At 34.2% G+C, this 26,635-nt stretch carries 21 protein-coding genes and 1 tRNA gene; 9 read left to right on the forward strand and 13 right to left on the reverse strand.

Annotated elements, in window-relative coordinates; genetic code table 11:
• Nucleotides 1-211 precede the first annotated feature (211 nt).
• From HOG71_08545 to HOG71_08570, 6 genes are all read right to left on the reverse strand, one after another.
• The gene (locus tag HOG71_08545; GenBank protein MBT5990892.1) at nucleotides 212-2,608 is read right to left on the reverse strand and encodes an HAD-IC family P-type ATPase; all 2,397 of its coding nucleotides are present in this window, start codon (nucleotides 2,606-2,608) and stop codon (nucleotides 212-214) included.
• Between the two features lie 31 nt (nucleotides 2,609-2,639).
• Nucleotides 2,640-3,362, reverse strand: coding sequence for a DUF542 domain-containing protein (locus HOG71_08550; GenBank protein MBT5990893.1), 723 nt, complete (start codon nucleotides 3,360-3,362; stop codon nucleotides 2,640-2,642).
• Nucleotides 3,363-3,423: 61 nt separating this feature from the next.
• The gene (locus tag HOG71_08555) at nucleotides 3,424-4,326 is read right to left on the reverse strand and encodes a hypothetical protein (GenBank protein ID MBT5990894.1); all 903 of its coding nucleotides are present in this window, start codon (nucleotides 4,324-4,326) and stop codon (nucleotides 3,424-3,426) included.
• Nucleotides 4,327-4,339: 13 nt separating this feature from the next.
• Complete coding sequence (gene nrfD / locus HOG71_08560; GenBank protein MBT5990895.1) at nucleotides 4,340-5,698, reverse strand: polysulfide reductase NrfD; 1,359 nt, start codon at nucleotides 5,696-5,698, stop codon at nucleotides 4,340-4,342.
• Between the two features lie 20 nt (nucleotides 5,699-5,718).
• Entirely contained in the window at nucleotides 5,719-6,663 is a 945-nt protein-coding gene (locus tag HOG71_08565; protein MBT5990896.1) for a 4Fe-4S dicluster domain-containing protein, read from the reverse strand.
• 201 nt (nucleotides 6,664-6,864) lie between these two features.
• A complete protein-coding gene (locus HOG71_08570; protein MBT5990897.1) occupies nucleotides 6,865-7,839 on the reverse strand; it encodes a polyprenyl synthetase family protein in 975 nt (324 codons plus the stop codon).
• 99 nt (nucleotides 7,840-7,938) lie between these two features.
• Here HOG71_08570 and HOG71_08575 point away from each other — a divergent pair, with 99 nt between their 5' ends.
• Complete coding sequence (locus tag HOG71_08575) at nucleotides 7,939-8,796, forward strand: prolyl oligopeptidase family serine peptidase (protein ID MBT5990898.1); 858 nt, start codon at nucleotides 7,939-7,941, stop codon at nucleotides 8,794-8,796.
• A 2-nt stretch (nucleotides 8,797-8,798) separates the two neighbouring features.
• On the opposite strand, the gene HOG71_08580 is transcribed toward HOG71_08575, so the two are convergent.
• The 7 genes from HOG71_08580 to HOG71_08610 form a co-directional block, all read right to left on the reverse strand.
• Nucleotides 8,799-9,278, reverse strand: coding sequence for a biopolymer transporter ExbD (locus HOG71_08580; protein ID MBT5990899.1), 480 nt, complete (start codon nucleotides 9,276-9,278; stop codon nucleotides 8,799-8,801).
• Nucleotides 9,275-9,826: a biopolymer transporter ExbD gene (locus tag HOG71_08585; protein ID MBT5990900.1), complete on the reverse strand. Its 552-nt coding sequence runs from the start codon at nucleotides 9,824-9,826 to the stop codon at nucleotides 9,275-9,277. The genes HOG71_08580 and HOG71_08585 overlap by 4 nt, the downstream gene beginning before the upstream one ends.
• Nucleotides 9,827-9,831: 5 nt before the next feature.
• The gene (locus HOG71_08590; protein ID MBT5990901.1) at nucleotides 9,832-10,305 is read right to left on the reverse strand and encodes a hypothetical protein; all 474 of its coding nucleotides are present in this window, start codon (nucleotides 10,303-10,305) and stop codon (nucleotides 9,832-9,834) included.
• Nucleotides 10,306-10,317: 12 nt separating this feature from the next.
• Nucleotides 10,318-11,145 (reverse strand): MotA/TolQ/ExbB proton channel family protein, encoded by an 828-nt coding sequence (locus HOG71_08595; protein MBT5990902.1) that lies wholly within the window; start codon nucleotides 11,143-11,145, stop codon nucleotides 10,318-10,320.
• A gap of 91 nt (nucleotides 11,146-11,236) precedes the next feature.
• Nucleotides 11,237-11,324: transfer RNA gene (locus HOG71_08600), tRNA-Ser, on the reverse strand.
• 327 nt (nucleotides 11,325-11,651) lie between these two features.
• The gene (locus HOG71_08605) at nucleotides 11,652-12,416 is read right to left on the reverse strand and encodes a TatD family hydrolase (protein MBT5990903.1); all 765 of its coding nucleotides are present in this window, start codon (nucleotides 12,414-12,416) and stop codon (nucleotides 11,652-11,654) included.
• A 349-nt stretch (nucleotides 12,417-12,765) separates the two neighbouring features.
• Nucleotides 12,766-14,304 (reverse strand): YifB family Mg chelatase-like AAA ATPase, encoded by a 1,539-nt coding sequence (locus HOG71_08610; protein MBT5990904.1) that lies wholly within the window; start codon nucleotides 14,302-14,304, stop codon nucleotides 12,766-12,768.
• Nucleotides 14,305-14,466: 162 nt separating this feature from the next.
• Between HOG71_08610 and HOG71_08615 the strand changes: the two genes are divergently transcribed.
• From HOG71_08615 to HOG71_08650, 8 genes are all read left to right on the forward strand, one after another.
• Nucleotides 14,467-15,048, forward strand: a complete 582-nt coding sequence (locus HOG71_08615) for a hypothetical protein (protein ID MBT5990905.1) — start codon at nucleotides 14,467-14,469, stop codon at nucleotides 15,046-15,048.
• Nucleotides 15,049-15,273: 225 nt separating this feature from the next.
• Complete coding sequence (locus HOG71_08620) at nucleotides 15,274-17,463, forward strand: PAS domain S-box protein (protein MBT5990906.1); 2,190 nt, start codon at nucleotides 15,274-15,276, stop codon at nucleotides 17,461-17,463.
• Between the two features lie 154 nt (nucleotides 17,464-17,617).
• The gene (locus HOG71_08625; GenBank protein MBT5990907.1) at nucleotides 17,618-18,598 is read left to right on the forward strand and encodes a PAS domain S-box protein; all 981 of its coding nucleotides are present in this window, start codon (nucleotides 17,618-17,620) and stop codon (nucleotides 18,596-18,598) included.
• A 44-nt stretch (nucleotides 18,599-18,642) separates the two neighbouring features.
• Entirely contained in the window at nucleotides 18,643-20,538 is a 1,896-nt protein-coding gene (locus HOG71_08630; GenBank protein MBT5990908.1) for a PAS domain S-box protein, read from the forward strand.
• 204 nt (nucleotides 20,539-20,742) lie between these two features.
• Nucleotides 20,743-22,191 carry a PAS domain S-box protein gene (locus HOG71_08635; protein MBT5990909.1) on the forward strand — a complete coding sequence of 483 codons (1,449 nt, stop codon included), beginning with the start codon at nucleotides 20,743-20,745 and terminating at the stop codon, nucleotides 22,189-22,191.
• 5 nt (nucleotides 22,192-22,196) lie between these two features.
• Nucleotides 22,197-23,456 (forward strand): PAS domain S-box protein, encoded by a 1,260-nt coding sequence (locus HOG71_08640; protein ID MBT5990910.1) that lies wholly within the window; start codon nucleotides 22,197-22,199, stop codon nucleotides 23,454-23,456.
• Between the two features lie 22 nt (nucleotides 23,457-23,478).
• Entirely contained in the window at nucleotides 23,479-24,438 is a 960-nt protein-coding gene (locus tag HOG71_08645) for a DUF3365 domain-containing protein (protein MBT5990911.1), read from the forward strand.
• A gap of 1 nt (nucleotide 24,439) precedes the next feature.
• Nucleotides 24,440-26,635: PAS domain S-box protein (locus HOG71_08650; GenBank protein ID MBT5990912.1), on the forward strand; the 2,196-nt coding region annotated here is incomplete at its 3' end.

Here is a 26,635-nt window from a genome sequence, read left to right on the forward strand (position 1 = left end):
ATAGGGCTTTTTGTAATTTCATACTACAAATATACAATCTATCGCGCTGATTAACAGGTTCTTGGATTCGTTTTTTGCTCGTGTTTATCCACATTTACCATGCAACGGTCTTGTTTTGATATGGCAACTAATTTTTTTTTAAATACGTGTGATATTTAATTCAAGGATTCAAGTAACAGATTGGCTAAATAGATTTTAATTTCAGGTCACTTCATGGAGCGAGTTTGGATTTGTTGAAAATCCATCGTGTACTAATTGATGTAAAAATAACAACAGAAATAGAGCTAAGAGGCATTAATATCGCTGCAAAAATTGGAGATAGTAAGCCTTGCACAGCAACACTTAAGCCGATTATATTATAGAGAAATGAAAGTGCAAAACTGAGGTTTACAATGGATACACTTTTTTTGGCTAATTCAATTAATTCGTTTAGTAAATGAAAGTTAGAAGCATCTAAAATAGCATCACATGCTGGTGAAAATTGATATACATCATCGGCAATTGAGATTCCCACCAAGCTTTCGCGAAGTGCTCCAGCATCATTTAAACCATCACCTATCATCATTATTTTTTTGCCTTGGGCATTTAGGTCTTGAATATATTTAAGTTTGTCTTCAGGCGACATGTTAAAATTAAGGTAGTTATTTGTCGGAAATATCTTTTGCAGACTATCCCTCTCAGAATCATTATCGCCAGATATTACATGTAATTCATACTTTTTTGATAATTGATTGATTATTTCAGGAAGTCCGTATCTGTAGTCATTCTCAATATTAAAAAAGCCTTTTATTTGACCATCAATAGATACATAAACCTTAGATGCTGCTTTAGCATCAATGAATTCATTATTTCCACTAACAAAATCATGGGATCCAAATTTTATTTTATGATTGTTCACAACTCCCTTCAATCCGGATGCAGGAATTTCCATAAAATCAATAACTGCATTGGTCGAATTGGAATTCAGGTATTGGCTTATGGAATAACTTAATGGATGGGTAGAATGTCGGCTTATGGAATAAATATAAATGCTTTCTTCCTCAGTTAATTGATCACCTACAAACTCTACTTTTTCAGCTCCATGCTTTGTAAGTGTACCTGTTTTATCAAAAACAAGGGTATCGACTTTTGTCAGCTTCTCAATAACATCTGTTTTTTTTATATAAAACTTTGCTTTTCCCAATAATCGCATACTGTTTCCAAATGTAAATGGAACTGAAAGTGCCAAGGCACAAGGACAAGCAATAATTAAAACAGCTGTAGCTATAGAAATAGCTTTTGATGGATCAATAAACAGCCATATAACAGCAGTTAGTACAGCTATACTAATAATAATCAAGGTAAAGTATTGGCTCACTTTATCAACCAGTAAAACCAATGCTGATGTTTTTTGTTCTTTGGTGTTTTCCTGATTCCAAAGTTTTGTTAGTTGGCTTTGTTGAACCTCTTTGTTAACTTCAAGTTCTATTGAGCTACCTATTTGCTTGCCTCCGGCAAATACCTCCATTCCCACTTCTCTTGAAACAGCTCTGGATTCGCCTGTTACAAAACTATAATCGATATATGCAAGACCTTTAACCAGTACTGAGTCGGCAGGTATTAGTTCCTGATTTCGGATTAATATCCGATCTTTTTCTTTTAATTCTTCCAGTTGAATACTTTCTTCTTTCCCATCTTTAATGCGTGTAACTGCAACTGGAAAATAGGACTTGTAATCTCTTTCAAATGATAAGGCTTCGTATGTTTTACTTTGAAACCATTTTCCAATGAGTAAAAAGAATACCAAACCTGATAGAGAATCGAGATAACCAGAGCCCGTTTTTCCAATAATTTCTATCGCACTTTGCATAAATAAGGCTAAAACACCCAAGGCAATTGGGAGATCAATATTGATTATTTTATGCTTCAGATTTTTGAATGCAGATAAAAAGTAATCGTTTGCACAATAGATTAATACTGGTAGCGAAAGAAATAGGCTTATGTAGGAGAAAAAGTTCTTAAATGGTTCCTCTAGAAGTTCTTTTCCCGGAATATAATGTGGCATACTAAAGAGCATAATGTTCCCAAAAGCAAATCCTGCAATCCCAATTTTACCGACCAATTGTCGGTTTTTTTTCTGAGATTTTTTTTGATCAAACTGTTGCAAAGTAATCTGCGGAACATAATGTATTGATGCGAGTAATTCTACAATTTCACGAAGTGTAATTTCGTTTTCATGATAACTAATACTAACTTCTTTTTTAACGAAATTGACGAGTGTATGGCGGATCCCCTGATGTAGAGAATTCAGATTTTCAAGTAGCCATATGCATGAACTGCAGTGAATGGACGGAATGTATAAGGTTATTTTACTAATTTCACCATCGGTGAATTCAATTAGTTTGTCATTAATCTCTTTATTGTCAAGATATGCATACTTATTTTCAAAATCAGGTTTCTCTATTTTTACTCCTGGCGTTTTTTCAATATCGTAATATGAATAGAGGCTGTGTTCATTTAGGAGTTGGTAAACAGTTTTGCATCCCTGGCAGCAAAACTCTTTGTTGTTCCAAACAACAGGATATTTGCCACAGTTTTCGCCACAATGAACACAAGTCGTATTTGTCATTGAACCGCTTGTTCAAGGTTTCGCCAATTTTTCAATTCTTTTTTGTTTGAAGAAGCTGTGCTTGCGGAAATAATATATTATTTTCAAGGTGAATGTGCACATGCAGGTCTTCTTCGAATTCATGCAATTTTTTATAAAAAGAAATCATCAAAGTCGAGTCATTTTTATGTGGATTGTATCCATCGCTTAATCGGCTAATTTGTTTTAATATCGCACTAACATCCTCATGCTGATTCATTAAGGACTCATAGGCAGTTAGGCCCTCATGATCGGTTAGTCCTTTTTCAGGCGTGATGTACTTAAGCGGATTGTAATGATATCTTATATGAGGGAAAATGATATTTTCTTCGTCTTCCATATGTACCATAATCTCTTCTGTTAGAGTAATAAATAGTTCAATTACACCTTGATGTATTTTACTTAATTTCTCAGTGAGTTGAATTTTATTCGCGAATAATGATAATTCTGGTAAATTTTTTCGGATAAAATGATGATGAACTTGCTCAATATGTTTGATTAAGTCATCCAGGCCCATGTTTTGGAAGTCTAAATGGTTATTAATTTTATGCTTGTCTATTTTGTTTAAAACGCTTTCAAGCAAACTAATTTCAAGACCTGATTCTAAACAGATTTCTTGAAGAGTACTTTTCCCATCGTTAAAATAGTCGATCTTATAATCTTCAAAAACTTGAATGAAGTTATGATTTAAAATAACTATTTCTGCTAATGTTTTATCTGCAAATTTTTTTCCCATGATTATAAATATTGAACAAACTGATGTTAGTATAGGATGATTTTCTAACCGCTTGACTAAACTATAATTTAGAGAGTTTTTTTACTTGAATAATTTGAAAAACAACATACAATATTGTGAGCCAAACTCCTACAACAATAAAACCATAGGATAACAAAGCCCACCATTGTGTACGTGAATTTTCAGACCACATAACTCTTTTTTCAAAAATATTTATTGGGATGTTGGGTGAACAAATCTGTGCGTTTTCAACAACTGCATTAACTTGTTCGGGATTATCACTCATCATAACAATCAAATCAACACATCCGGTGCTGTCTCCGGGAATGTTAATTGGAAAATCGATTACCGCTTGTCCTTTGTCATTGGTTTTTGCTTTTCCAATTTCCATGTTTCCAAAATATCGTTTCACGTAAAACTTAAGTTCTGTGTTAACAATTGGTACATCGTCTAGTCCCTTTTCAGTGATTAAGGCGTTTGCATAAATTTTTTCTTCTTTATCTTGAATGACAATTCGAATAACTGCTTTTTGACCTAGTGCTAATTCAGTTTTTTCAGCTTCAACAAAATCTGCAGGAACATAATCAGGATTAAAACTTCTGATAAATGAAACAACTTGCCATATTTTCTCCTCTCCGAGTGATGTGCTAAAAAATGGCATTAGTAATTTGTTTCCATTATTTATTTTGTAAAATAGCTCTGCATCAGAATTTTTTTGAAGAATTTCTGAGGCCATATCGGGTGGTAATGGAACTAATAGTGCATTGCCATTATTTTTCTCAGGATCACCATGACAACTTTTGCAATTAGCTTCATACAAATCAGAGCCCAGATCAATAGTTTCTTGATTAAATGCATTTGGATTCACAATATCCGGATCCTCAATAGTCCATTCTTGCGAAAAAAGCGTGTTAAAACTAAAGCTGAAAACAACGAGTATAAGTATTGTTTTTATATATCTCATCAGTTTGTTTTTATCAGTGATCGTAATTTTCATTCAATAAATCTTTGTCGATACCTTCCTCTTCGGCTAACTCCCAAATTGTGATTACAGGAAATAGTTTTGCCAATACGGTCATTATTAATATGGCTGAAGCAAATGCAAATAGGGTCACAGAAACCTCAATTCCCGTTGGAACATAGGTATGAAAACTCTCAGGCACATTTTGAATCGGTAAATAGGGATGCTGAACCGTAGGGATAACAATCAGGTAGCGTTTAAACCAAGCTCCCAATAAAACAAATATTGATATAATTAAACTTGGGGCAGGTTTTCTAAACGGTTTAAAAACCAATAGAATAATTGGGAGTATCAAACCTCCAATTTGCACCATCCAGAACATGGGAGCATAAGTACCTGTAAATAAACTCCTGAGGTGTATGCCATCGGCAGTTTTCATTTTATAACCGGGAACAAAAAATTCATTGATGTTAAAATACAGATAGACCAGCAGTACAAGAACCAGCAGTTTATTCATATTGTCGAATAGTTTATCATGAATATATTCCTGCAAATCGTAACGACTACGGTATACATACATCGTAATAATAACAGCAGCTGTTCCTGCAACAAAAGCTCCGGTTACAAAGTAGGGTCCGAAAATAGTGGTATCCCATCCTGGTCGCAATGTTGCTGCAAATAGCCAGGATGTGACTGTATGAATAGCCAAAGCAACCGGAATAATTAGAATCATCAGGATTCTCATTGAATGGTAGATCTTTTTATATTGTGCAGCAGATCCTTTCCAGCCTAAGGATAATATTTTATATAGTTTTTGTTGCCAGTTTGGGATTCCTTTTAAGCGATCTCTTAATAATGCAATATCCGGAATAAGCGGAATGTAAAGTAGTAATGCGCTGATCACCATATAGGTCGTAATTACTGTTACATCCCAAACAATAGGAGAGGCAAATCGTCCATGCAAAAAGATATTTAGAAAACGATCAGGGCGTCCCATATCTGTAATAATAATCAATCCTGCCAATGTAACTGCTGCTATAGCAATCTGCTCTGCAATTCTGGAAACAGGTTTTGCCCAATGAATATTCAGTAAATGCATAATGGAACTGATTAAAGAACCAATTAAACTGACGGCAACAAAAAAGACAAAATTGGAGATATACATACCCCATGACACATGGTCTCTCATGGCTGTAACTGCTAATCCATTTTTTATTTGGAAAAACCAGGATGCCAAACCAAGACCAATAATAAGTAATAAAATAAACACCCATAAATGACTAATATGGTCGTGTTTTATAATGGGTCTGAAAAGATCAGTTGTTATTTTATCCAATCTTTTTTTAGCCTCGTCTCTCGGTAATGATTGAGCCATAATTTATATTTTATTTCTTTTTAGCTATGTTTTTCATGAGCATCTGTTCCATTTGTCTCTTCTTCATACGGAAACAATCTGTTTTTAGGAGGCAGATAAAATACTTGTGGTTCAGTTCCTAATTCAGGCATAATCGTGTAGCCTGCATTTTCTTTAATAAGCTTACTGAATTTTGCTGTTTCACCTGATGTACCATTTGTCACAGCATCTTCGTTTTTATCACCAAACCAGAAAACACTATTTTTACAGGCTTCAACACAATAAGGAAGTTTTCCTTGTCTAAGCCTATCTGCACTAAACAAACATTTTGAAATGGTTCCTTTTTTCTGAGGAACATTAAGTTCTACATCATAGGTTTTTTCTTCATCACCTGTAACAGGTAGCGGCTCCTGCCAATTAAAGATCCTTGCTGAATAGGGGCAAGCAGCCATACAAAAACGACAACCAATGCATCTTTCGTTATCAATTAAAACTATTCCATCCTGACGTTTCCAAGTGGCATTAACAGGACAAACTTTAGTACAGGGAGGATTGTCGCAATGGAAGCAATTCTTTGGCATATAGTAAGGAGAAGTGTCTTCACTATCCTGCATTCTCAAGGTGTTAATATGATGTTGTTCAGGATGCAGATGATGTGCACTTTGACAAGCTTTCATACAATCTCTGGCGTTTCGGCATTTTGCAAGATCGATAACCATTACCCACTTTTTGCCAGCAATTCCTTCTTTCCCACGCTTCTGCTGTGCGGTCAATTCTTCTTTTTTGGAGACAGGACTAATTTCATTTGCATCGACTTCTACCAAATGCCCATCTTGTGTGAGCACTTTTACTTTATTTTTTTGCACTTTGGAAGCCGTGTAAATTGCTCCTGTTCCGGCAATTGCACCAACACCAACAGTTACACCTAAATTCCTTATGAATTTTCTTCGGGAATGCTTGTTTTGCTCATTATTATTTTCTGCCATAAGGTATTCGTTTAAAAATCATCTATGTATTTACGAACCAGATTGCCTAAATATCTTTTCTTGCCTTTGAATTTGGTCTTGAAATCAGGTGATAAGTGTACAATTCTGATAAAATTTAATGTCTAAAAGTAAAATTTTTAAGCAAATTAAAAAAGATGATATGAAAATTAATTTTTTTAGGATAGAATTAAGTAAGGTGATTTACTTTTTCCTATCAACTGTAAAGTTTACCAATTCGGTTAAAGATTGTTTGTAAGCATTATCAGGAAATGGTTTTAAATTATCCAGAGCCTTTTGCCTGTATTCATTCATTAATTGAATTGCATATTCAAAGCCTTTGTTTTCCTCAATAAAGCGAATAACTGTGTGGTAGGTATCTTTCTTTTTATGATGTCTGGAAATAAGATTGATGATACGTTTCTTTTCAGATTTATCAGCTTTTTTTAATGCATATATCAATGGCAATGTAAGTTTTTTTTCTTTTAAATCAGTTCCTTTGGGTTTTCCGGTTATGTCTGTGCTAAAATCCAGAAGGTCATCTTTAATTTGAAAAGCAATTCCAGTATTTTCACCAAATTCTTTCATTAAATTCTGATCCATTTCAGAAGCCTCAACAGAAGCTGCTCCAATAGCACAACTTGATGCAATTAAAGAGGCTGTTTTCATTTTTATTATTTTGAAATAAACGTCTTCCTTGATGTCAAGCGTTCTGGCTTTTTCGATTTGCAAAAGCTCGCCTTCACTCATCATTTTAACCGCTTCAGAAGTAATCTCAAGTGTTTCATAATCCTTGTTATTTAAGGCCAGCAACATGCCCCGCGATAATAGATAATCACCTATAAGAACAGAAATTTTATTTTTCCAAAGCGCATTAATTGAAAACACTCCTCTTCTTTGCATGGAATCGTCAACCACATCATCGTGCACCAAGGAAGCTGTGTGTAGCAATTCAATCAGAGCTGCTCCCCTATATGTTTTTTGATTAATTTGACCATTTAGTCCTGCTGAAAGCAGAACGAAAAGAGGCCTAACTTGTTTTCCTTTTTGCTTGACAATATATTTTAAAATGGTGTCGAGTAAGGATACTTTTGACTTAAGTGAATTGTAAAAGAAGGTGTTAAATTCTTCTAATTCTTTAATTACGGGTGATTTAATTTTCTTAAGTTGTACTGACATAATACTGCTGCTATAATTTGCAGCCTTAAATTTGCTGTAAAGCTATGAATATTTATTTTACTTCCTTTCTAAGAAATAAGATTTTAATTTCATTTTAACATGATTAAAGCCCATTTAAAGCGCATTGAAAACTATCAGGTTTTGACGTCAAAGTCCAATTTACTGTTGGTAGATATCCATTATGCAGAAAGTAATTTAGCAAAGCCGGTTATTATCTTTTCACATGGTTTTAAATCGTTTAAAAATTGGGGAGCATTGGATCTGATTGCTGATTATTTTGCTAGCATGGGATACATCTTTTTAAAGTTTAATCATTCACATAATGGGACAACCCATGACGCACCTGCCATAATATCTGATAGTGAGAAGTTTGGAAACAATACGATAGAACTAGAATTAAATGATCTGGAAGCAGTAATAGACTTATGTCTGCTAAACGATTTAGATGAACTGAAAATAAATTCAGAAGCCATTTATTTAATGGGTCATAGCAGGGGAGGTTCGAATTCAATAATCAAAGCCTCCGAGAACAAACACATAAAAAAATTAATTACATGGGCTGCTTTTAATGATTATGAAAAAACCTGGAATCGGTTTTATGATATGGATGAATGGAAGAAGCAAGGCGTTAATTATCGGGAAAATAAAAAAACGGCTGAGAATCTTCCTGTTTATTATAGCTTGTATGAAAACTTTTTGAAATACAAAGAGCGATTTAATATAAAGCATGCAGTGGAAAAGCTTGAGATTCCTATGTTAGCTATTCATGGAATTGATGATGAATTTATACCCTATGAAGAAGCCATTCAGCTAAAGAAATGGAATAAGAATATTGATATTAATATTTTGCCTTACACATCCCACAATTTTGGATCATCACATCCCTATACAAAAAACACACTATCCGATGATATTCGAATAGTGTGTGATGAATCAATTAAATTTCTTCAAGAATAGACTCAGCGATAATCCTCTGTACCTGCAGTAGCCAAATAAGTGAGTTTTAAAGCATTTGCTCTTCGGAGTTCTTGTTTCACATCTGAAACAATACCCATTTTCACATCTTTGTCCACTTTTAAAGCATAGGAGATATAAGGACGAATTCGAGGCTCACGTTGTAAGCGTTCATTTTCTACGAATTCAACGACTTCATCTACAGTTCCAAATTTATCATTGAACTGAAGTACTGGTGCTGTTCCCTTAATAGCCTGATATGACGGAACTGGTGGCCCAATATTAATTGTGGCTACCCATTCTTTCTTTTCAAGCTTGGTTAATTCACTGGCTTTCGGAATATTGGTTTGAACCAATGCTTCTGAATCGCGCATTACAGTTGCCACCATGAAGAAGAATAAAAGCATGAACACGATGTCAGGCAAGGAGGCTGTTGAAATGCCAGGCGCTTTTTTGCCCTGTTTTCTATCAAATCTTCCGTTCATTTGCTACCTCCTATATTTTCGGGTTCTGCTTCTGAAACTTTCATTGGAAACTTATCCTTTACTTCGTTCTGCTGATCTTCTGTTATTTCATCCATAACATCACCAAACCTCGCTCGCGCTTCACTATCACGTATTTCGTTATAGGCAGCTGCCAGTTCGTTTTGAATACCAATATATGTTTTGTAGCTTGTTCCTCTATCATTTTTGATGGAAACTACGGCTACTTGAGGATCGTCAGAAAGATTTGGATTTCGCCTATAGTTCAGAATAAACTCCTTGGTTAATCTTCTTAAATCTGCCACTGAAGCATACTCGCCTTCTACCAATAACTGATCGGATGAATTGACACGTATTTCAAACACATTTCTTTTATGAAGTTTTGATTCAATTATCTCATCAGGATTTTCAGGTAATGGTGGAAGCTTTCTGGGTATACCCTCATTGGATTCAATGGTGGTTACCATCAGGAAGAAAATCAACAGCAAGAAAGCGATATCAGCTGTTGAGCTTCCATTGACTTCTGGTGTTTCTCTATTTTTCTTTCTCATGTTAATTACTTAAAGTAGGCATAAACTTCTCCAGCTACTATGGCAAGAATAGATATTCCTCCCAAGGCTGCAGCAAGGCCTAATGTGCCTCCTATGAACTTAGATGTTGACTCAGTCACTTTTCCCATAGTCATATCACCATCAGCAATAGCCCAAGTGATAAGGAAAACGACAGCAATCAGTGCAATACCAACTAAAGAACCAAGTGTTTTAGCTGGGTTGTCAATTAATTGCATCACAAAAAAGAATAGGATGGCCACCAATGATATGCCCATTAATATATAGCCTAAAATGAGGCCAATAGACGGGTCTCCAACAGTAGGTGTTTGTTCAAATACTTCCCAGTTGGGAACACCAAAAAAGTTTTCTGGTAGTTCCTGGAAAGAGAACTTAATTACAAAAACCAAACTGAGAGCGACAACTACTATATAGAAAACCGCTTTTAACAGTAAAGGCAGTTTGTTTGTTTTTTCACTCATCGTTTAAATTTTTTATTGTTTGTCTTTTTCAGAAATACCGTATTCGAGCATCATATCAACCAACGTGATTGAAGAATCTTCCATATCGTTTACAATACCATCTACTTTAGAAATAAGATAGTTGTAAAATAATTGAAGAATAACACCAACGATCAAACCACCAACAGTTGTCAAAAGTGCGATTTTAATACCACCGGCAACTAATGAAGGTGAAATAGTACCTGCTTGCTCAATTTTATCAAAGGCATCGATCATACCAACAACAGTACCCATAAATCCAAGCATAGGTGCAATGGCAATAAATAAGGATATCCAAATAAGACCTTTTTCAAGCAGTCCCATTTGAACGGAACCATACGAAACAATTGATTTTTCAACGGATTCGATTCCTTCTTTTCTGCGGCTGATTGCCTGATAAACAATAGAAGCAACAGTACCACGTGTGTTACGTGCAACTTCTTGAGCTCCTTCAGCATCATTTTTCTTGAAATGATCTTCAATTTGAGCTAATAATTTTTTGGAATTAACCGCTTTCATGTTCAATGTAATGATCTTTTCAATGGCTATTGCAAGACCAAGAATCAAACAGAAAAGTACAGGAAACATAAATCCACCACCATCGATGAAGAATTTTTTAATAACCTGCGTTCCCTTGCGTTCAGGAGCTGCATCTTCAGTTGCAACATCTGCAGCATCTTCAACTGGCATTTCAACAACTGCTGTGGTGTCGTCTTCTAATTCAGTTGAGTCCTGCTCAGGAGCAGCCATAGTTTGAGCATAGCTTGTATTAATGGCAAAAACCATGACCAACATCGCTAAAAATAAAAATGTTTTTTTCATGTGTTTGAATTTATTGATTTCAAATATTAAAAGTTTCATAAATATTAAATAAAGAAGGGAATGATTGATTCCTATCCATTTTCCTCATTTGCGGAGAGGAAGGGATTCGAACCCCCGGTACGCTTTTGACGTACACACACTTTCCAGGCGTGCTCCTTCGACCACTCGGACACCTCTCCCTACTTCATTAATTATCAATAGCTAAAAGAACCTATTCTAATTCGACTCGCAAATTACTGCAAATTAATGATGATTTTCAAATAAAATTTGTGCAAAAATTTGCATAATCAAATAATAATTAGTGATTTGCTAAACATTCAAAGAATTATTGGAAAAACCATTCATGCTAATTATGGAACAAAAATAAGGCGGTTTTAGGTTAGGATGGTCTAATACATGATATTACCCAGCTATGGTTTAGTATTGTTGTTGGATAAATTATTAATTAAGACTTATTTCATTCTCTGTTCATCAAGGCATTTTAGCCGTATATAAATTTGATTGAGTTAAATCTGAAATAGATTTTTTGCACTAGTCGTAGTAATTTCAGCAACTTCTTCTTTAGTTAACTGATATATTTCTGCCAACTTTTCGACTACTTTTACAATATAGGAACTTTCATTTCTTTTACCACGAAAGGGAACAGGAGCTAAATACGGAGAATCTGTTTCGATAACAAGATTAGCAGGATCAATATGTTTTAATGTTTCAGAAAGACCTGAGTTTTTAAAAGTTACTATGCCGCCAATTCCCAAAAGAAATCCCATTTCAATAATTTCGGTTGCTTCCTCTTTTGTTCCTGTGAAGCAATGAAAAACACCTTTGATGCCTAATTGCAAATTGCTTCTCACGATATCAATTACTTCTTGATAACTGTTTCTGAGGTGAATTACAATGGGCAAATTCTTTTCTGCGGCCCATTTTATTTGGGTATCAAATGCCTCAAATTGTTCTTTTCGGAAAGTATCATCCCAATAAAAATCAAGTCCAATTTCACCAATGCCAATGCATCTTTCATCATTCAAATGCTCCCTGACAATAGCCAGTTCTTCTTTGAAATTTTCTTTGACAGATCCCGGATGCAATCCAAATAGTGGGTGGCAAATAGCAGGAAAATCATTGACCATTTTTTTTAAGGCAGGCAAAGTCTCAGAATCTACATTGGGTAAAATAAGTTGATTTACTCCGACATCAATGGCGCGCTGTACAGCTTCCTTGCGATCGTGATTAAATTCCTCTAAAAACAAATGGGTATGTGTATCAATAAACATGTTTTTGTCAATTTTTATTCTCTAGTTAATGGTTAAAACCCTGCAATTTATTGTAGCTAATTAGTTCCTATAAATATCTATAATGGAAATCATAAATTCCAATGATTAAATCACAAAATAGAACAACTAAACTTCAAAATCTTCCTAGATGTTCAATACAGTTTGGTGATTGAAATTTTTAACATTGATTATTTTTTGCTATTTGATGATTGTTTTTTTGTGTTTTGCAAATGAAATTCATTCATAATCCATAGTGGTTTCGTTTCTTAGCCTCAGCCTAAGCCTCCTCCTCCTTGTCATCCGAAATGAAATGAAGGATGGAGCCTCAGCCTTCTCCTTAGCCTCCATACTACCCCGCCCAGTTTTCCCTATCCAAACTCCTGAAATGGATGGCTTCTGCCAGATATTCAATTTTGATTTCTTCAACTCCTGCTAAATCGGCAATGGTTCTCGAAACTTTTAATATCCGATCGTAGGCTCTGGCCGAAAGTTTGAGTTTTTCCATAGCTGTTTTCAGTAGTTTATTTCCAGCATCCGAAATCTGACAATAGGTATGAATCATTTGAGTTGACATTTGAGCATTGTTATAAATGCCTTTAAAGTCTTTAAATCGTTCATGCTGAATTTCTCGTGCCGATATAACCCGATTTCGAATTATAGATGATTCTTCACCTGCTTTATGGTGAGCTAACTCATCAAATGAAATGGGAACTACCTCAATATGCAAATCAATTCGATCCAATAAAGGCCCAGATATTTTGTTTAGGTATTTTTGTACTGTTCCCGGAGAGCAAACACAATCTTTGTCGGGATGATTATAATAGCCACAAGGACAAGGATTCATTGCTGCCAGAAGCATAAAAGAAGCAGGGTAATCCACTGTGAATTTTGCCCGACTGATTGTAATTTTTCTTTCCTCCATAGGTTGTCGCAAAACTTCTAAAACAGTACGTTTAAACTCTGGAAGCTCATCCAGAAAAAGAACGCCATTGTGCGATAACGATATTTCACCAGGTTGCGGTACATTTCCGCCTCCAACCAATGCAACATCACTAACAGTATGATGTGGAGAACGATAAGGGCGTGTTGTCATCAAAGTCGATTCAGACGACATTTTTCCTGCTACCGAATATATTTTGGTTGTTTCCAGAGCCTCGTATAAATCGAGTGGAGGCAAAATAGAAGGAATTCGTTTTGCCAACATTGTTTTTCCTGAACCCGGAGCTCCTATCATGATGGCATTATGATTTCCGGCAGCTGAAATTTCCAATGCTCGTTTAATCGTTTCCTGTCCTTTTACATCCGAAAAATCAAGTTCGTAATTATCAATATTACCATAAAACAATTCTCTTGTATCAATTTTCTTAGGAATGATTTCTTTGTCATCATTGAAAAAATCAATAGCATCGCTTATGCTTTCAATTCCCAAAACATCTAAATTATCAACAATAGCCGCTTCACTTTCATTTTCTTTTGGAAGAATCAAGCCTTTAAATCCAGCTTTGCGAGCATTTATGGCAATAGGTAAGGCACCTTTAATGGGTTTTAGCAAACCATCCAGAGATAATTCGCCCATCAATATATAATCGTTTAATTTATGTGTTTTGATTTGAGCGGATGCAGCAATAATTCCGATGGCAATGGGCAAGTCATAAGCTGAGCCTTCTTTTCGAATATCAGCCGGAGCCAAATTAATGATGATCTTTTTTCGGGTTAACTGATATCCTGTATTTTTTAAGGCAGCTTCAATTCTTTGCTGACTTTCTTTTACCGCATTATCAGGCAAGCCAACCAAATAATATTTGGTGCCTCTACCAACATCTACTTCAATGGTAATTGTTTGGGCATCTACCCCAAAAACAGCACTTCCAAAAGTTTTGACAATCATAAGGATAAAAAGAATTGTTTCAGATGTCCTTCAAATTTAGTTATTTGAACGAATTTTTAGCATTTTTGATAGAAATGCTTCATGGCTATTCATAGCTGTTCATAAAATTATTGTCCGACACAATTGAAAAATAGTATTATTGAAGTGAAAATAGAATGTATAATGAAAAAGTATAATTTATCGAAAACCAGCTTTGCTCTACTAATCCTTACATTATTTGTTTTTTCAAATACTTTTGGACAACGCTTACAAAAAGTGAGAGCCAGCAAAAAAATTGTGGCATATGATATCAATGGGAATGTGATTGATTCATTGACCAAAGATTTAAGCAATCAAGCTGGTGTAAGTAAGTATCTCGATCAAATTCAAGTTGAATTGCATTCCATTGAAAAAGAACTAAAACGCGCTGGTGATGATTCGAAGAAAACAGAAGCCAGCCAAAAAAGAAAAGAAGAACTATTGGCTGAAAAACTGGAGACCATCCAGCAAATACAGGCCAATAAGGGTAATTTGGCCAAAGAATTTTACATTGTTGTGGAATCTTTCCGTGGCAAGAAAAACGCTAAAAATGCCATGGTTAGCTGGCATAATAAAGGCTATGATGTTTTTCTTTTCCGTAACAAAGTAAGGAAATGGTATTATATATGTGCCAGTGTTCAGCGCAGCTATCCCAATACAATTCGTAAACAATATGCCTTGCAAAAAGAGGGTATTGAAAGTTGGATTTATTACTGGGCAGAATAATATAAATAAAATCACAAAGCATTAATAACTCAGGTTAATACTCTTCTAAATTCAAACTTCATGTAGGATAATTCTGACAAGATTATCAGATAAAGATTACAAGAACTTTATTTGATTGATGTTAGATTTAGCTTTTATTAATGAACTGATTCTGAGATAATTTCTCCTAATCGTGTTTATTTCTATTTAATGCTGTATTAGCTAAGTGTTTTAAAATTATTTATTATGATACTAGATTCTGCATTTTATGAAAAGATTTTGGAAGCTACGCAAGATGGTGTTTGGGTGACCGATAAAAATGATGTGATATTTTATGCCAATAGGGCGATGTCAGAGATTGCAGGTATTCCTATTGAAAAAATTATTGGCAACAATGTATTAAGAGATTTCCCATTAGAAACAACAGAGCAATTTAATAAATGCTATCTGAAAGCTAAGACAAACTTAGTGTCGGAGAGCTATGAAGTAACTGTAAAAACACCAGCAGGAAAAGACTCTTGGCAAAATGGTTGGGTGATTCCCAAGAAAGATTCATCTGGCAAATTTGACGGGATGATAACTTCAGTAAGGGATATTAGCTTGCGTAAAGAAGTTGAAATTGAGTTAACCAATCAACTTATTTTTCTTGATACAATTATGACTGAAAGTCCCTTTTCGATGTGGATAGCTGATGCTGGTGGAACCATTATTAAAGGCAATAATGCTTTGTTTAAATCACTCAATCTTGATGAGGCGCAAATTGTTGGAAAGTATAATGTTCTTAAAGATGAAAACCTTATAGGACAAGGCTTGTTGCCGAAAATTAAAGATGTTTTCGAGAATAACATCCCTGCTAAATTCACTATATTTTGGAAAGCCGAAGATGCAGGAGATAAAGGTTTTGATACGGCAAGAGACCTATGGCTATCTGCTTCATTATTTCCCTTGATAAACAATAATGGAAAAACTGAATATGTTGTTTGTCAATGGGTTGATATTACTGATAGTAAAGTTGCCGAGAAGGACTTGCGAGAAAGCGAGCAAAAATATAAGGCTACATACGACAATGCACCGCTTGCTTTTCAATCCTTAAATAATGATGCAATAATAATAGATGTTAATCCAACTTGGTTGAAAACTCTGGGGTACGAAAGGAGTGAAACAATTGGAAAATGGTTTGGTGATTTTCTGCATCCTGAATATATCTCACATTTCAAAAAGAGTTTTCCTGCTTTCAAAAAAAAGGGAACAGTAAGTGATGTTCAATTTGAAATGAAGAAGAAAGATGGTACATATATTTCGGTTTCATTTGAAGGCTGTGTTGCTTATACACCTGAGGGAAAGTTCAAACAAACCTATTGCACTTTTAAAGATATAACGCAAAATAAAATAGATGAAAAGGCTTTAAAAGAAAGCGAGGAAAGGTTCAACCTGGCCATGCAAGCTTCAAACGATGGATTATATGATTGGAATCTACAAACTAACGAAATATATTATTCCCCGGGCTGGAAAAGAATGCTTGGCTATGCTAATAATGAATTACCGAACGATTTTTCTATATGGGAAACTTTAACAAAGCCTGAGGATGTAGCAAAATCATGGGAAATGCAGCAGGAATTGATTGCCAAAAAGAGAGATCGTTTTGTGATGGAATTTCAAATGAAACATAAAGATGGTCATTGGATTGAGGTACTTTCTCGAGCCGAAGCTATTTTTGATGAAAACAAAAAAGCCATTCGAATTGTTGGAACTCATACTAATATTTCTGAAAGGAAAAAAGCAGAAAAGGTGCTTGAAACGGCTGCAAAATCTTTTTCAAAAATACAGGCTAATGAATTATATAATGCAGTTAGCAGATATATATCAGAAGCGTTAAGTCTGGATTATGTGTTCGTAGGAGAAACCATTAATGAGAATAAATCGATCATGGTTTTAGGTGGAGTTGCATTAAATAAAGATATAGATTTATTTGAATACGATTTGAAAGACACCCCATGCCAGTTCGTTATTGACCAAGAAAGTTGTTTTTATCCTCAAAATATTCAGCAGCAGTTTCCTAATGATCAAATGCTAAAGGATTTAAATATAAACGGATATTTTGGAATACCTCTTTATGGTACTTCAGGCGAAGCTATTGGTATTATGGCGGCACTACAGTCAAAAGTTATGCAACTGAACCCTGCTGACATTGCTGTTTTCAATGTATTCTCTGAGCGATTGGCAGCTGAAATTGAAAGAAACAGAGCCATGGACGAGTTGAAAAATCATAAAGAAAATCTGGAAGAAATGGTTCAGCTGAGAACAAAAGAATTAGAAGAAAAAAATAAAGAGCTTGAACATTTTAACAGCTTATTTGTGGGGCGTGAATTTAGAATTAACGATTTAAAGGAAAAAGTGAAAGAACTTGAGAACGTAATTGAAAAATACCGTAGTTGAACCAAATGAACAGGATAAGAATACATGAATTTGCTACAAGAAAATATTGCTTATCTTTTGACTGTGTCCTTTTCAATGAAGAATTAATAGATAGTAGCAAAAAGCTGGAAGAGCAGCCCAAAAGGGAAATAAATAACGATATAATAATTTGTAAATGAATCATAGTGATATAACAGCGTCAAATCAGCATGAATTGTCAATTCTTGCAAGTGAAAAGAGGTATAAAAGCCTGTTTGATTTTATGCATGATGCTTGTGTTATTTTGGAATTTAATGTTGAACAAAATCAATATATAATTGTTGAAGTTAATCAGGCTTTTGAAGAAATTGAAGGATTGTCACGAGAAAAGGTGTTAAACAAACAACTGCTTCAACTATTCCCCTCAATTGAAAAATCGGGTTTAATTGCCATTATTAATGAGGTGCACCATGATGGAAAGAAAAGACATCATAAGACATTCATTTATGAAAATGAAATTGTAAAGCGAGTTCATCATAATGTCTTGTTTAATATTGATGAGGATAAAATTGTCATTATCTATAATGATATAACCAGTAAGTATATTACAAACGAACTTCTTAAAAAGAGTGAAGAAAAGTACCGCTCATTAGTTGAAAATATTCATGAGGCTTTAATTGTTGAGGATGTTAATGGTAAATTAGTATATGTAAATGATCGTTTTTGCAAAATGTTTGGTTACAACGAAAATGAGCTAAAACTATTGACCTTAAAGGATTATACAGCTCCAGAGTGGCATGAGCAGATTTTAGAAAGGCATTTTGCTCGAATGAATGGTAAAGAGGTTTCAACAAATTTTGAGTATGAAGGACTTCGTAAAGATGGAACAAAAATTTGGATTGAAGCACGTGTAAATACCTTGGTAGAAGCTGGTGTAATTACCGGGACTCTTTCACTTGAAAAGGATATCAGTGAGCGAAAAGCGGCCGATGCAGAATTGAAAGAATATCGAGAGAATTTAGAGAAAATGGTTAATGAAAGAACAAAAGAGCTGGAAACAAAAAATATGGAGCTGGAAAGTTTTAACAATCTTTTTATAGGACGCGAATTCAGAATTAAGGAGCTACGAGACCAAGTAAAGGATTTGGAAAATCAATTAGCTGAATATATGAGGTAAAAAAAACGAGATTAGATAAGTAAGAAATATAAGGATAGACCAAAATGACACACAAAAAAGAAGCTGAAAAGGGCATTAATGAGCAGGAATTAAATCTGCAATTAGTTTTTGACTCAACCTTGCAATTGTTAAAGTTTGACAATATTCAGGATATTTTCGACTTTAGCTCAAAAAAAATTCATGAATTGCTAAACTCAAAATCAATCGTTATTATTACGGAATTTGATGAATCAATAAGTACGTGGAAAATTTGTTCTATTTCAGGCATGGATGGACTAGAGAAAATGTCTTCACTGATAGGAATTGATGTTGCGGAAATGACAGGAAAAGTAGATTCTAAATTTGCTGATGAAATTGTTGAAGGTGAGCTTACCAGATTATCGGATAGTTTAGTTGACTTAACTGGTGGAAATATATCCAGAAATTTAGAGCCAATAATTAAAAAAATTATAGGTTTCAAGGCAGTTTATACAATAGCATTTAAAAAAGACACGCGCTTTTACGGCAATGTAACAATTATTCAGCGAAACAGAAGTGCAGAGCCTGACAAAGAACTAATCGAATCATTCATCAAAATCGTTTCATTATTCATCGACAAACTGAGTTTGAAGAAACAATTAAAAGAAAGTGAAGAGCGTTTTGCATTGGCTGTTAAAGGTTCTCACGATGGAATTTGGGACTGGATAGATTTGCAACAGGAAGAGTATTGGTGGTCGGATAAGGTATTTAAGATTTTTGGATTTGAACCAAATGAATTTAAGCCTACTATTTCGTTTTGGAAAAACCGTATCCATCCTGATGATGTCGACAGGGTCAATAAAGCACTAAAGAATAGTATTGATTCCAACACACCATATGCTGTTGAATATAGATGCAAAAACAAAGAAAACAGCTATTTATGGTTGCATGCAAAAGGTGAAACCTTACAAAATGAAAAAGGCAAAGCCATACGAATGACTGGCTCAGTATCGGACATTACAGATAAGAAGAATGCAGAATTATCCTTGCTAAAAAGCGAGCAAACGTATCGGGTATTGTTCGAAAACTCATCAGATCCAACCCTGATTATTGAAAACGATAAATTCATCAAATGCAACAATGCAACTGTTGATTTTTTGGGCTATCAATCGAAAGATGAAATTGAGGGAAAATTTCCCTGGGAATTATCACCTGAAAAACAACCCGATGGTAAGAATTCCAAAACGAAAGCTGCCGAAATGATTCAAATAGCTTTTGATAAAGGATCTAACCGGTTTGAATGGATGCATACCAAAGCCAATGGAGAAGAAAGAATTATTGATGTTTCGTTGACCAATATTCCTAAATTAAATCAGGTTTATACAGTTTGGAGAGATATTACTGAGAGCAAAATAGCTCAGGAGGAGCTTAAGAAAAGTGAACATAAGTACCGTTCTTTGGTTGATGATATGAACGAAGGATTGATGCAAACCGACTTAAATGATAGAATTGAATATGTTAATGCGAGTATTTGCCGGATGTTGGATTACCAGACAGAAGAATTAATAGGTAAAATTGGTTACGACACCATTGTTTTTGAAGAAGATAAAGGGCTTATTGTTGAAAGTAATTTACGAAGAGGTGTGAGTATAGCTGACAGATATATGATCAGGCTAAAGAAAAAAGATGGAAGCCCACTTTGGACACAAATAAGTGGCTCCTCGATTATTAATGAACATAATCAAGTTATAAGTACCATTGGTTTAATAACGGATATAACAGAAATGAAAAAAACACAGGACGAATTGCAGGAACATCGAGATAAACTAGAAGATAAGGTTAAGCAAAGAACACTTGAGTTGGAGGAAAAAAATGAGTTACTTGAGCGCATGAACGATGTATTTGTGGGTCGAGAGTTTAGGATTAAGGAACTTAGAGTAAAAATAGATGAGTTAAATCAACAATTAGACGAATTGAGGTAATCAAATTTTGTTTGCTAAATAATATTAATAATTGAATAGCAGCTATTGTAGCTATGATGTAAAAATTGCCAGCGATTTGTTTTCAGGATACAGTGAAATATGTGTGAATCTGTGGCATAATAAAGGATATACGTTTAAATAATCCACACACTTTAGGTTCAATATCAAAGAGTAACATGCAAGTAAATAGTTAGGAATTGACAAATGAAAATGCAACAAGGAAAAACAATTAGCATTAAAAAAGGACTCTTTTATTTAATTAATACAATCGTTTTTGTAACCATTGTCTTATTTGCTCTCATTTGGTTTTTGCAGGAATATAATGAGTTGAAATCAAGAATAGCTGAACTCGAAGAGAGCCACAAGCAAAGGCAGAAAGACTATTTGGTTAGTGAGTTAAATCACTATATTAGTCAAATTGATTTATTTAGAGCTTATAGCAGCAATTTGGAAGAAGATTCTATCAAAATGGAGTTAATTAAACAGGCTCAAAAACAAAAGATTGATTTTGGCGGTTATATTTTTATTAATGAGTACGCTGGTCAGGCACTTTTATTTGATGGACAAATTATGACCGATTCATTTAATGTTTCTGATATGACCGATCCTTCAGGAAAAAGACTCTTCGATATCGAAAAGGAGGCATTTCATACAGAAAATGGCTTGTTTATGAATTATGAATTTAAACCAACAAATTCAGATATTCCTGAACCCAAATTGTCTTATATGAAAGGTTATTCAGACTGGGGATGGATTATTGGTGTCGGAATTTATGTGTCAAAACCCAACAAGGAAATTGCCCAATTGAATAGCCATTTTGAAAATGAAAGCAAGCTTAAGCTTTTAAAATCGTTGCTTTTATTATTCTTTTTTGCTTCGCTTACCTATTTTATACTCAGATATATTAACAAGCGATTGCTCATGCAAATATCTATTTTTAAAGAATTCTTACATAAAGCTGCTTTTAATGAAGAGGAAATAAAGTTAAATGATTTGCTATTTCAAGAACTTCGTGATATAGCAGTTGCTGTTAATAATATGACCAAAGAAAGCCATACGTTAAATACTAAAATAAGAGAGCAAGATCACCATATAAAATCAATTTTTGAGGCAGCCGACAATATTGCGTTCATTATCACCGATATACAGGGAGAGAACTCAGTCATTACAGAATTTAGTCCGGGAGCAGAAAATATATTCGGTTATAGGAAAGAAGAAATTATTGGAAAAGAAGTCGCCATTTTACATAGGAAACAAGATGTGAAGCGATTTCCACTCATGCAAAAATTACTTACAAAGGGGAAAAAGGGCTTTGATGGCGAAACTGTATTAATCAACAAGCAAGGCGAAGAGTTCCCTGCATTATTCACCCTGCATCCTTTGATGAAAGACAATGAAATTATTGCAACTATAGGGGTTGCCATTAATATCAGTCAAAGAAAAAAGGCAGAAAATGCCTTGAAACTTTTAAAAGAAAATCTGGAACAAAAAGTGAGCGATCGAACAACTGAATTACAAAAAAGATATGACGAGCTACAAGAGAAAAATGACGAGCTTGAAAAATACAATACTCTTTTTGTAGGGCGCGAATTCAGGATCAAAGAACTAAGAGAGAAAGTGAAGGAATTAGAAAAAATCATCCAAACAAAATAAATCCCATGAAATTTATTGCCAAACGCAGAGGAAAAGTTAATGATACTAATTATATCCAAAAAAGTAAGATTGTACACTTGCTTTTACTTCCGGTTATATCAATAGCCGTAGTTTTTGTTTTGGTTTATATTGGATACAATAAGGAGAAAAAAAACAGAGAGGCACTTTACTTAGATTTCTATTATCAGAAAGCACTGCATATATCCCAAAATATTACAGGATTTACATCTCAGGAAATGGCTAGGCAAAAAGTTATGGAGTTATGGAATAATGATGTGGTGAAACCTGCCGATGAGTACTTATGTATAGTTGATTCCGCATCATGCTTGTTAGCGCATACCAAATATCCTGAATCAAGTGGTAATAATGCAAGCTCAAACGCCATCATAGGGCATGAAAATTATAATGTACTTTTGGATGTTGTTCAGGCGAAAGCAAATTTTTTAGGTAGATATACTTCCTCCAGGGGTGAATCTCAAATTGCAGCATTTGTTTACATCAAAGAGTTTAACTGGTTGTTGGGAATTCATAGGTCTTACAGGGATTTGAGTAAAGAAGTAAATGCAGATTTAAAAAACTATTTAATAACAGTCATTTTGAGCTTAGGCATTTTGTTGCCATTGTCCTTGATATTGATGTTTTTAGTGTTCAAACAGATCATTAAAGAAAAGGATGTAGTTGAGCAAAATTTAAAAATAAGCGAAAAAAAATTCAGAGAAGTAATTGAAATGCTGCCCGAAGTAGTTTATGAGTGTGACCAGACAGGTAAATTGACGTTGGTAAATCAAGTAGCCTATTCAAAATTTGGATATACATTAGAAGAAATGAATAATGGCTTGAGTGCATTTGATATGATTACTGAAAAAGAAAGGAATTTTGCTAAAAAGAAATTTGAAAAAAGTGTTAAAGAAGAAAAGGGCAGTTCACTTGAATTTACTGCTTTGCGTAAGGATGGTTCTAGTTTCCCTGCAATAATTTATTCAGGACCTGTTTTTTCTGCTGATAAATTGATTGGCTTTAGAGGAGTTATTGTTGATATTTCAGAAAGAAAAAAATATGAAGAAGAACTTAAAACACGTCAAGCAGTTCTGGAAGGATTAGTCCATGAGCGGACAAAAGATTTGGAAAATAAAAATGCTGATCTGCTTGAAAAAAATGACGAACTTGAAAAATACAACACCCTTTTTGTAGGTCGCGAATTCCGAATTAAGGAACTGAAAGAACAACTAAAGGAATTAGAATCTAAACTGAAAAAACTATCCTGAAAAGGAAGTAAAATACTGAAATATGCAAACAAGCAGTAATTCCAATCAAATCAGTAATATCAATAGATATTTTATCCTTTTACTTATTTCAACCTCCATATTGATAGCGATTTCACTAATATGGAGTGTTTTTTCAGAAAAAAAGCAAATGAAAGAATTTGCTATTATACAGGCAAAAGCCACTTTCGATAGGGATATTCTTTACAGAAGCTGGAGTGCTCAGCATGGTGGGGTTTATGCTCCCCAATCGACCAATACTAAACCAAATCCTTATTTAGATGAAATTATTGATAGGGATATTGAAACTTCATCAGGGAAAAAACTGACGCTTATCAATCCTGCTTATATGACCAGACAGGTTCACGAACTTGGTGCTGAGCGATTTGGAGTATATGCCCATATCACCAGCTTAAATCCAATCAGGCCTAAAAACAAGGCAAACGAATGGGAAACAATGGCGCTCATTGAATTTGAAAAGGGAGTTGAAGAAATGAGTTCGGTTGAAATAGTAAAAAAAGAAAACTATTTATTTTATATGCAGCCTTTAATTACGGAAAAATCTTGTTTAAAATGCCATGAAAAGCAGGGATATCAAATTGGTGATATCAGGGGGGGAATACGAATATCTATCCCAATGAATCCGATCCTCGAAGTATCACAACCTCAAATTATAAAAGTTGTTATTATACATATTATTGTTTGGGTAGTCGCATTAACAAGCCTTATTGTAGGTAGACGGAATTTTATAGCAGTTGAAAAAAAGAAGAACAGTGCGGAAGCTGAGCTGATTAATCATAAAAATAATTTAGAAAATTTAGTGAGTGAAAGAACGTTGGAATTAAATGAGAAAAATAATTCATTAAGCCAAAAAAATGAGGAATTAGCTAAATATAATGAGTTATTTGTTGGTAGGGAATTCCGAATTAAGGAATTGAAGGATAAAATTATTGATTTGGAAGCAAAAAATAAAACAAACGGATAGTATGGATAATTATTCAGATAAATCAAAAGAGCAATTGATAGCCGAAATAGAAAGTTTGAAGGTTCAAGTGCAAACGAATCAAAAGCAAGCTGATCAAAAGGCCTCTGATGGTGATGAACTCTATCGAATAATTGCCGACTTTTCAGATGATTTGATTGCAATTACATCATTCGATAAGAATTCGAAGTACATTTATGTAAGCCCCTCCCATAAGCGCAGTCTTGGCTATAGCGAAGAGGAAATGTTGGGGAAATCTGGTTTTGATTTTGTGCATCCTGCCGACAAGTCAAAATTATTCGTATTACTTAAGAGTTATTTGAAGAAAAAACTAACCAAAGTTTTTACAGGTAAAGAAATTGATACTGTTGAAAAAATAGTTTACCGTGTAAAACATAAAAATGGTCATTGGATAACCATAGAATCTATAGCCAAGGTAATTGACAAGAATAAAGTATTGTTTTTCTCACGCGATTTAACGGATAACATCAAAGCAGGTATGTCGCTAAAGAATAGTGAGGAAAAATTTAGAAATGCCTTTCATACCAGTCCTGATTCTGTATGTATTAATCGTTTAGTTGATGGCATGTATGTGGAAATAAATGCAGGTTTTACCAATATTCTTGGCTACCACAAACGAGATGTGGAAGGCAGGACATCCCAAGAACTCAATATATGGGCAGATGTAAACGACAGAAAAAAACTGTTAGCTGGGCTTAAAAAAAACGGAATAGTTGAAAATATGGAAGCTCGTTTTGTCAATAAATCAGGAGATACTAAGATTGGTTTAATGTCAGCGTCCATCATAGACTTATTTGGTGAAGATCATATTTTAAGTATTACAAGGGATGTAACTGAGCATAAAGGATTGCAACGAGACTGGGAAAATATTTTCATGGCTATTTCAGCTCCCACAGTTATACTAGATACACAATTTAAAATATTAGAAGCCAATAGAGCCACTCTGGAGCTTTCAGGTTTAACTGCTGACAAAATTTATGGAAAACATTGTTATGAAGTTTTTCATAAAAAAGGAAACGATTGTCCGGCAGATGGTTGCCCACTAAAAAAAATACTTGAAAAAGCAGACAATAGAACTGTTGAGATGGAAATGGAGGCTTTTGATGGAACTTATTTGGTGAACTGTACTCCTATTTTGGATGAAGTTGGGAATGTTGAAAAAATCATACACATTGCCACTAATATCACAGAAATAAAGACGTTTGAAAAACGCTTGAAACAAAGTGAGGAAAAGTATAAACATTTAGCAGAAAATGCTTCGGATATTATTTTTACAACAGATGCTAATGGAAACTTTGTTTATGCCAATGACACTGCTGTATTGAAAACCGGTTATTCACAAAAGGAATTAATGAAAATGTCCTATCAGGACTTAATTTCACCTGAATATCAACAAAAAGCAAAGCGATTTTATATGAGGCAAATTCTAGCGAAAACGCTGGTCAGTAATTTCGAATATCCATTTAAAAACAAAGACGGCAAAGTTATTTGGTATAGCCAAAATGCGACATTAATTACTGACCAAGATGAAGTCCTTGGATTTCATCTTTTTTCAAGAGACATTACTGAAAAAAAAGCCACAGAATTGGCCTTAATTGAGTCAGAACGTTTGAAATTTCTGATTATGGAAGCAACAACCGACTCCATTACTTTTTATGATAAAGACTTAAATATTTTGATGCTTAATTCAAAATCAGGCATTGGATTAAAGCAAACTCATGATAAATTACTAAATCAAAAATGTTATCAGGCATTTTGTCAGCAAGATAAACCATGTGAAGGATGTGAGGCATTGAAAGCATTTGAAACAGGCGAGCTTCAAATCAAAGAAACACTGATTGATGAAAAATATTTATATGAATTCAGGTATTATCCGGTTAAAAATGAAAATAATGAAATTATTGGCACAGTTGAATTTGGTAAAAATATTACGGATTTAAGAGAGATAGAAAATGCACTAAAACAAAGTGAAGGAAATTACAAAAACCTGGTTGAGAAATTGCCGAATGGAGTGCTTATCCATAAAAATAATAAAATTGTTTTTGCCAACTATTCAGGAGCTAAAATGCTGGGAGCAAATTCGGCTCAGGAAATATTGGGTGCTGATATTTCAAAATTCCTATTGGCAGATAAACAGTTAGAAGCACTGGATAGAATAAAAGAATTAGTTGATGAAAAA

The sequence above is a fragment of the Bacteroidota bacterium genome (genome assembly GCA_018698135.1).
Taxonomy (GTDB): Bacteria; Bacteroidota; Bacteroidia; order CAILMK01; family JAAYUY01; genus JABINZ01.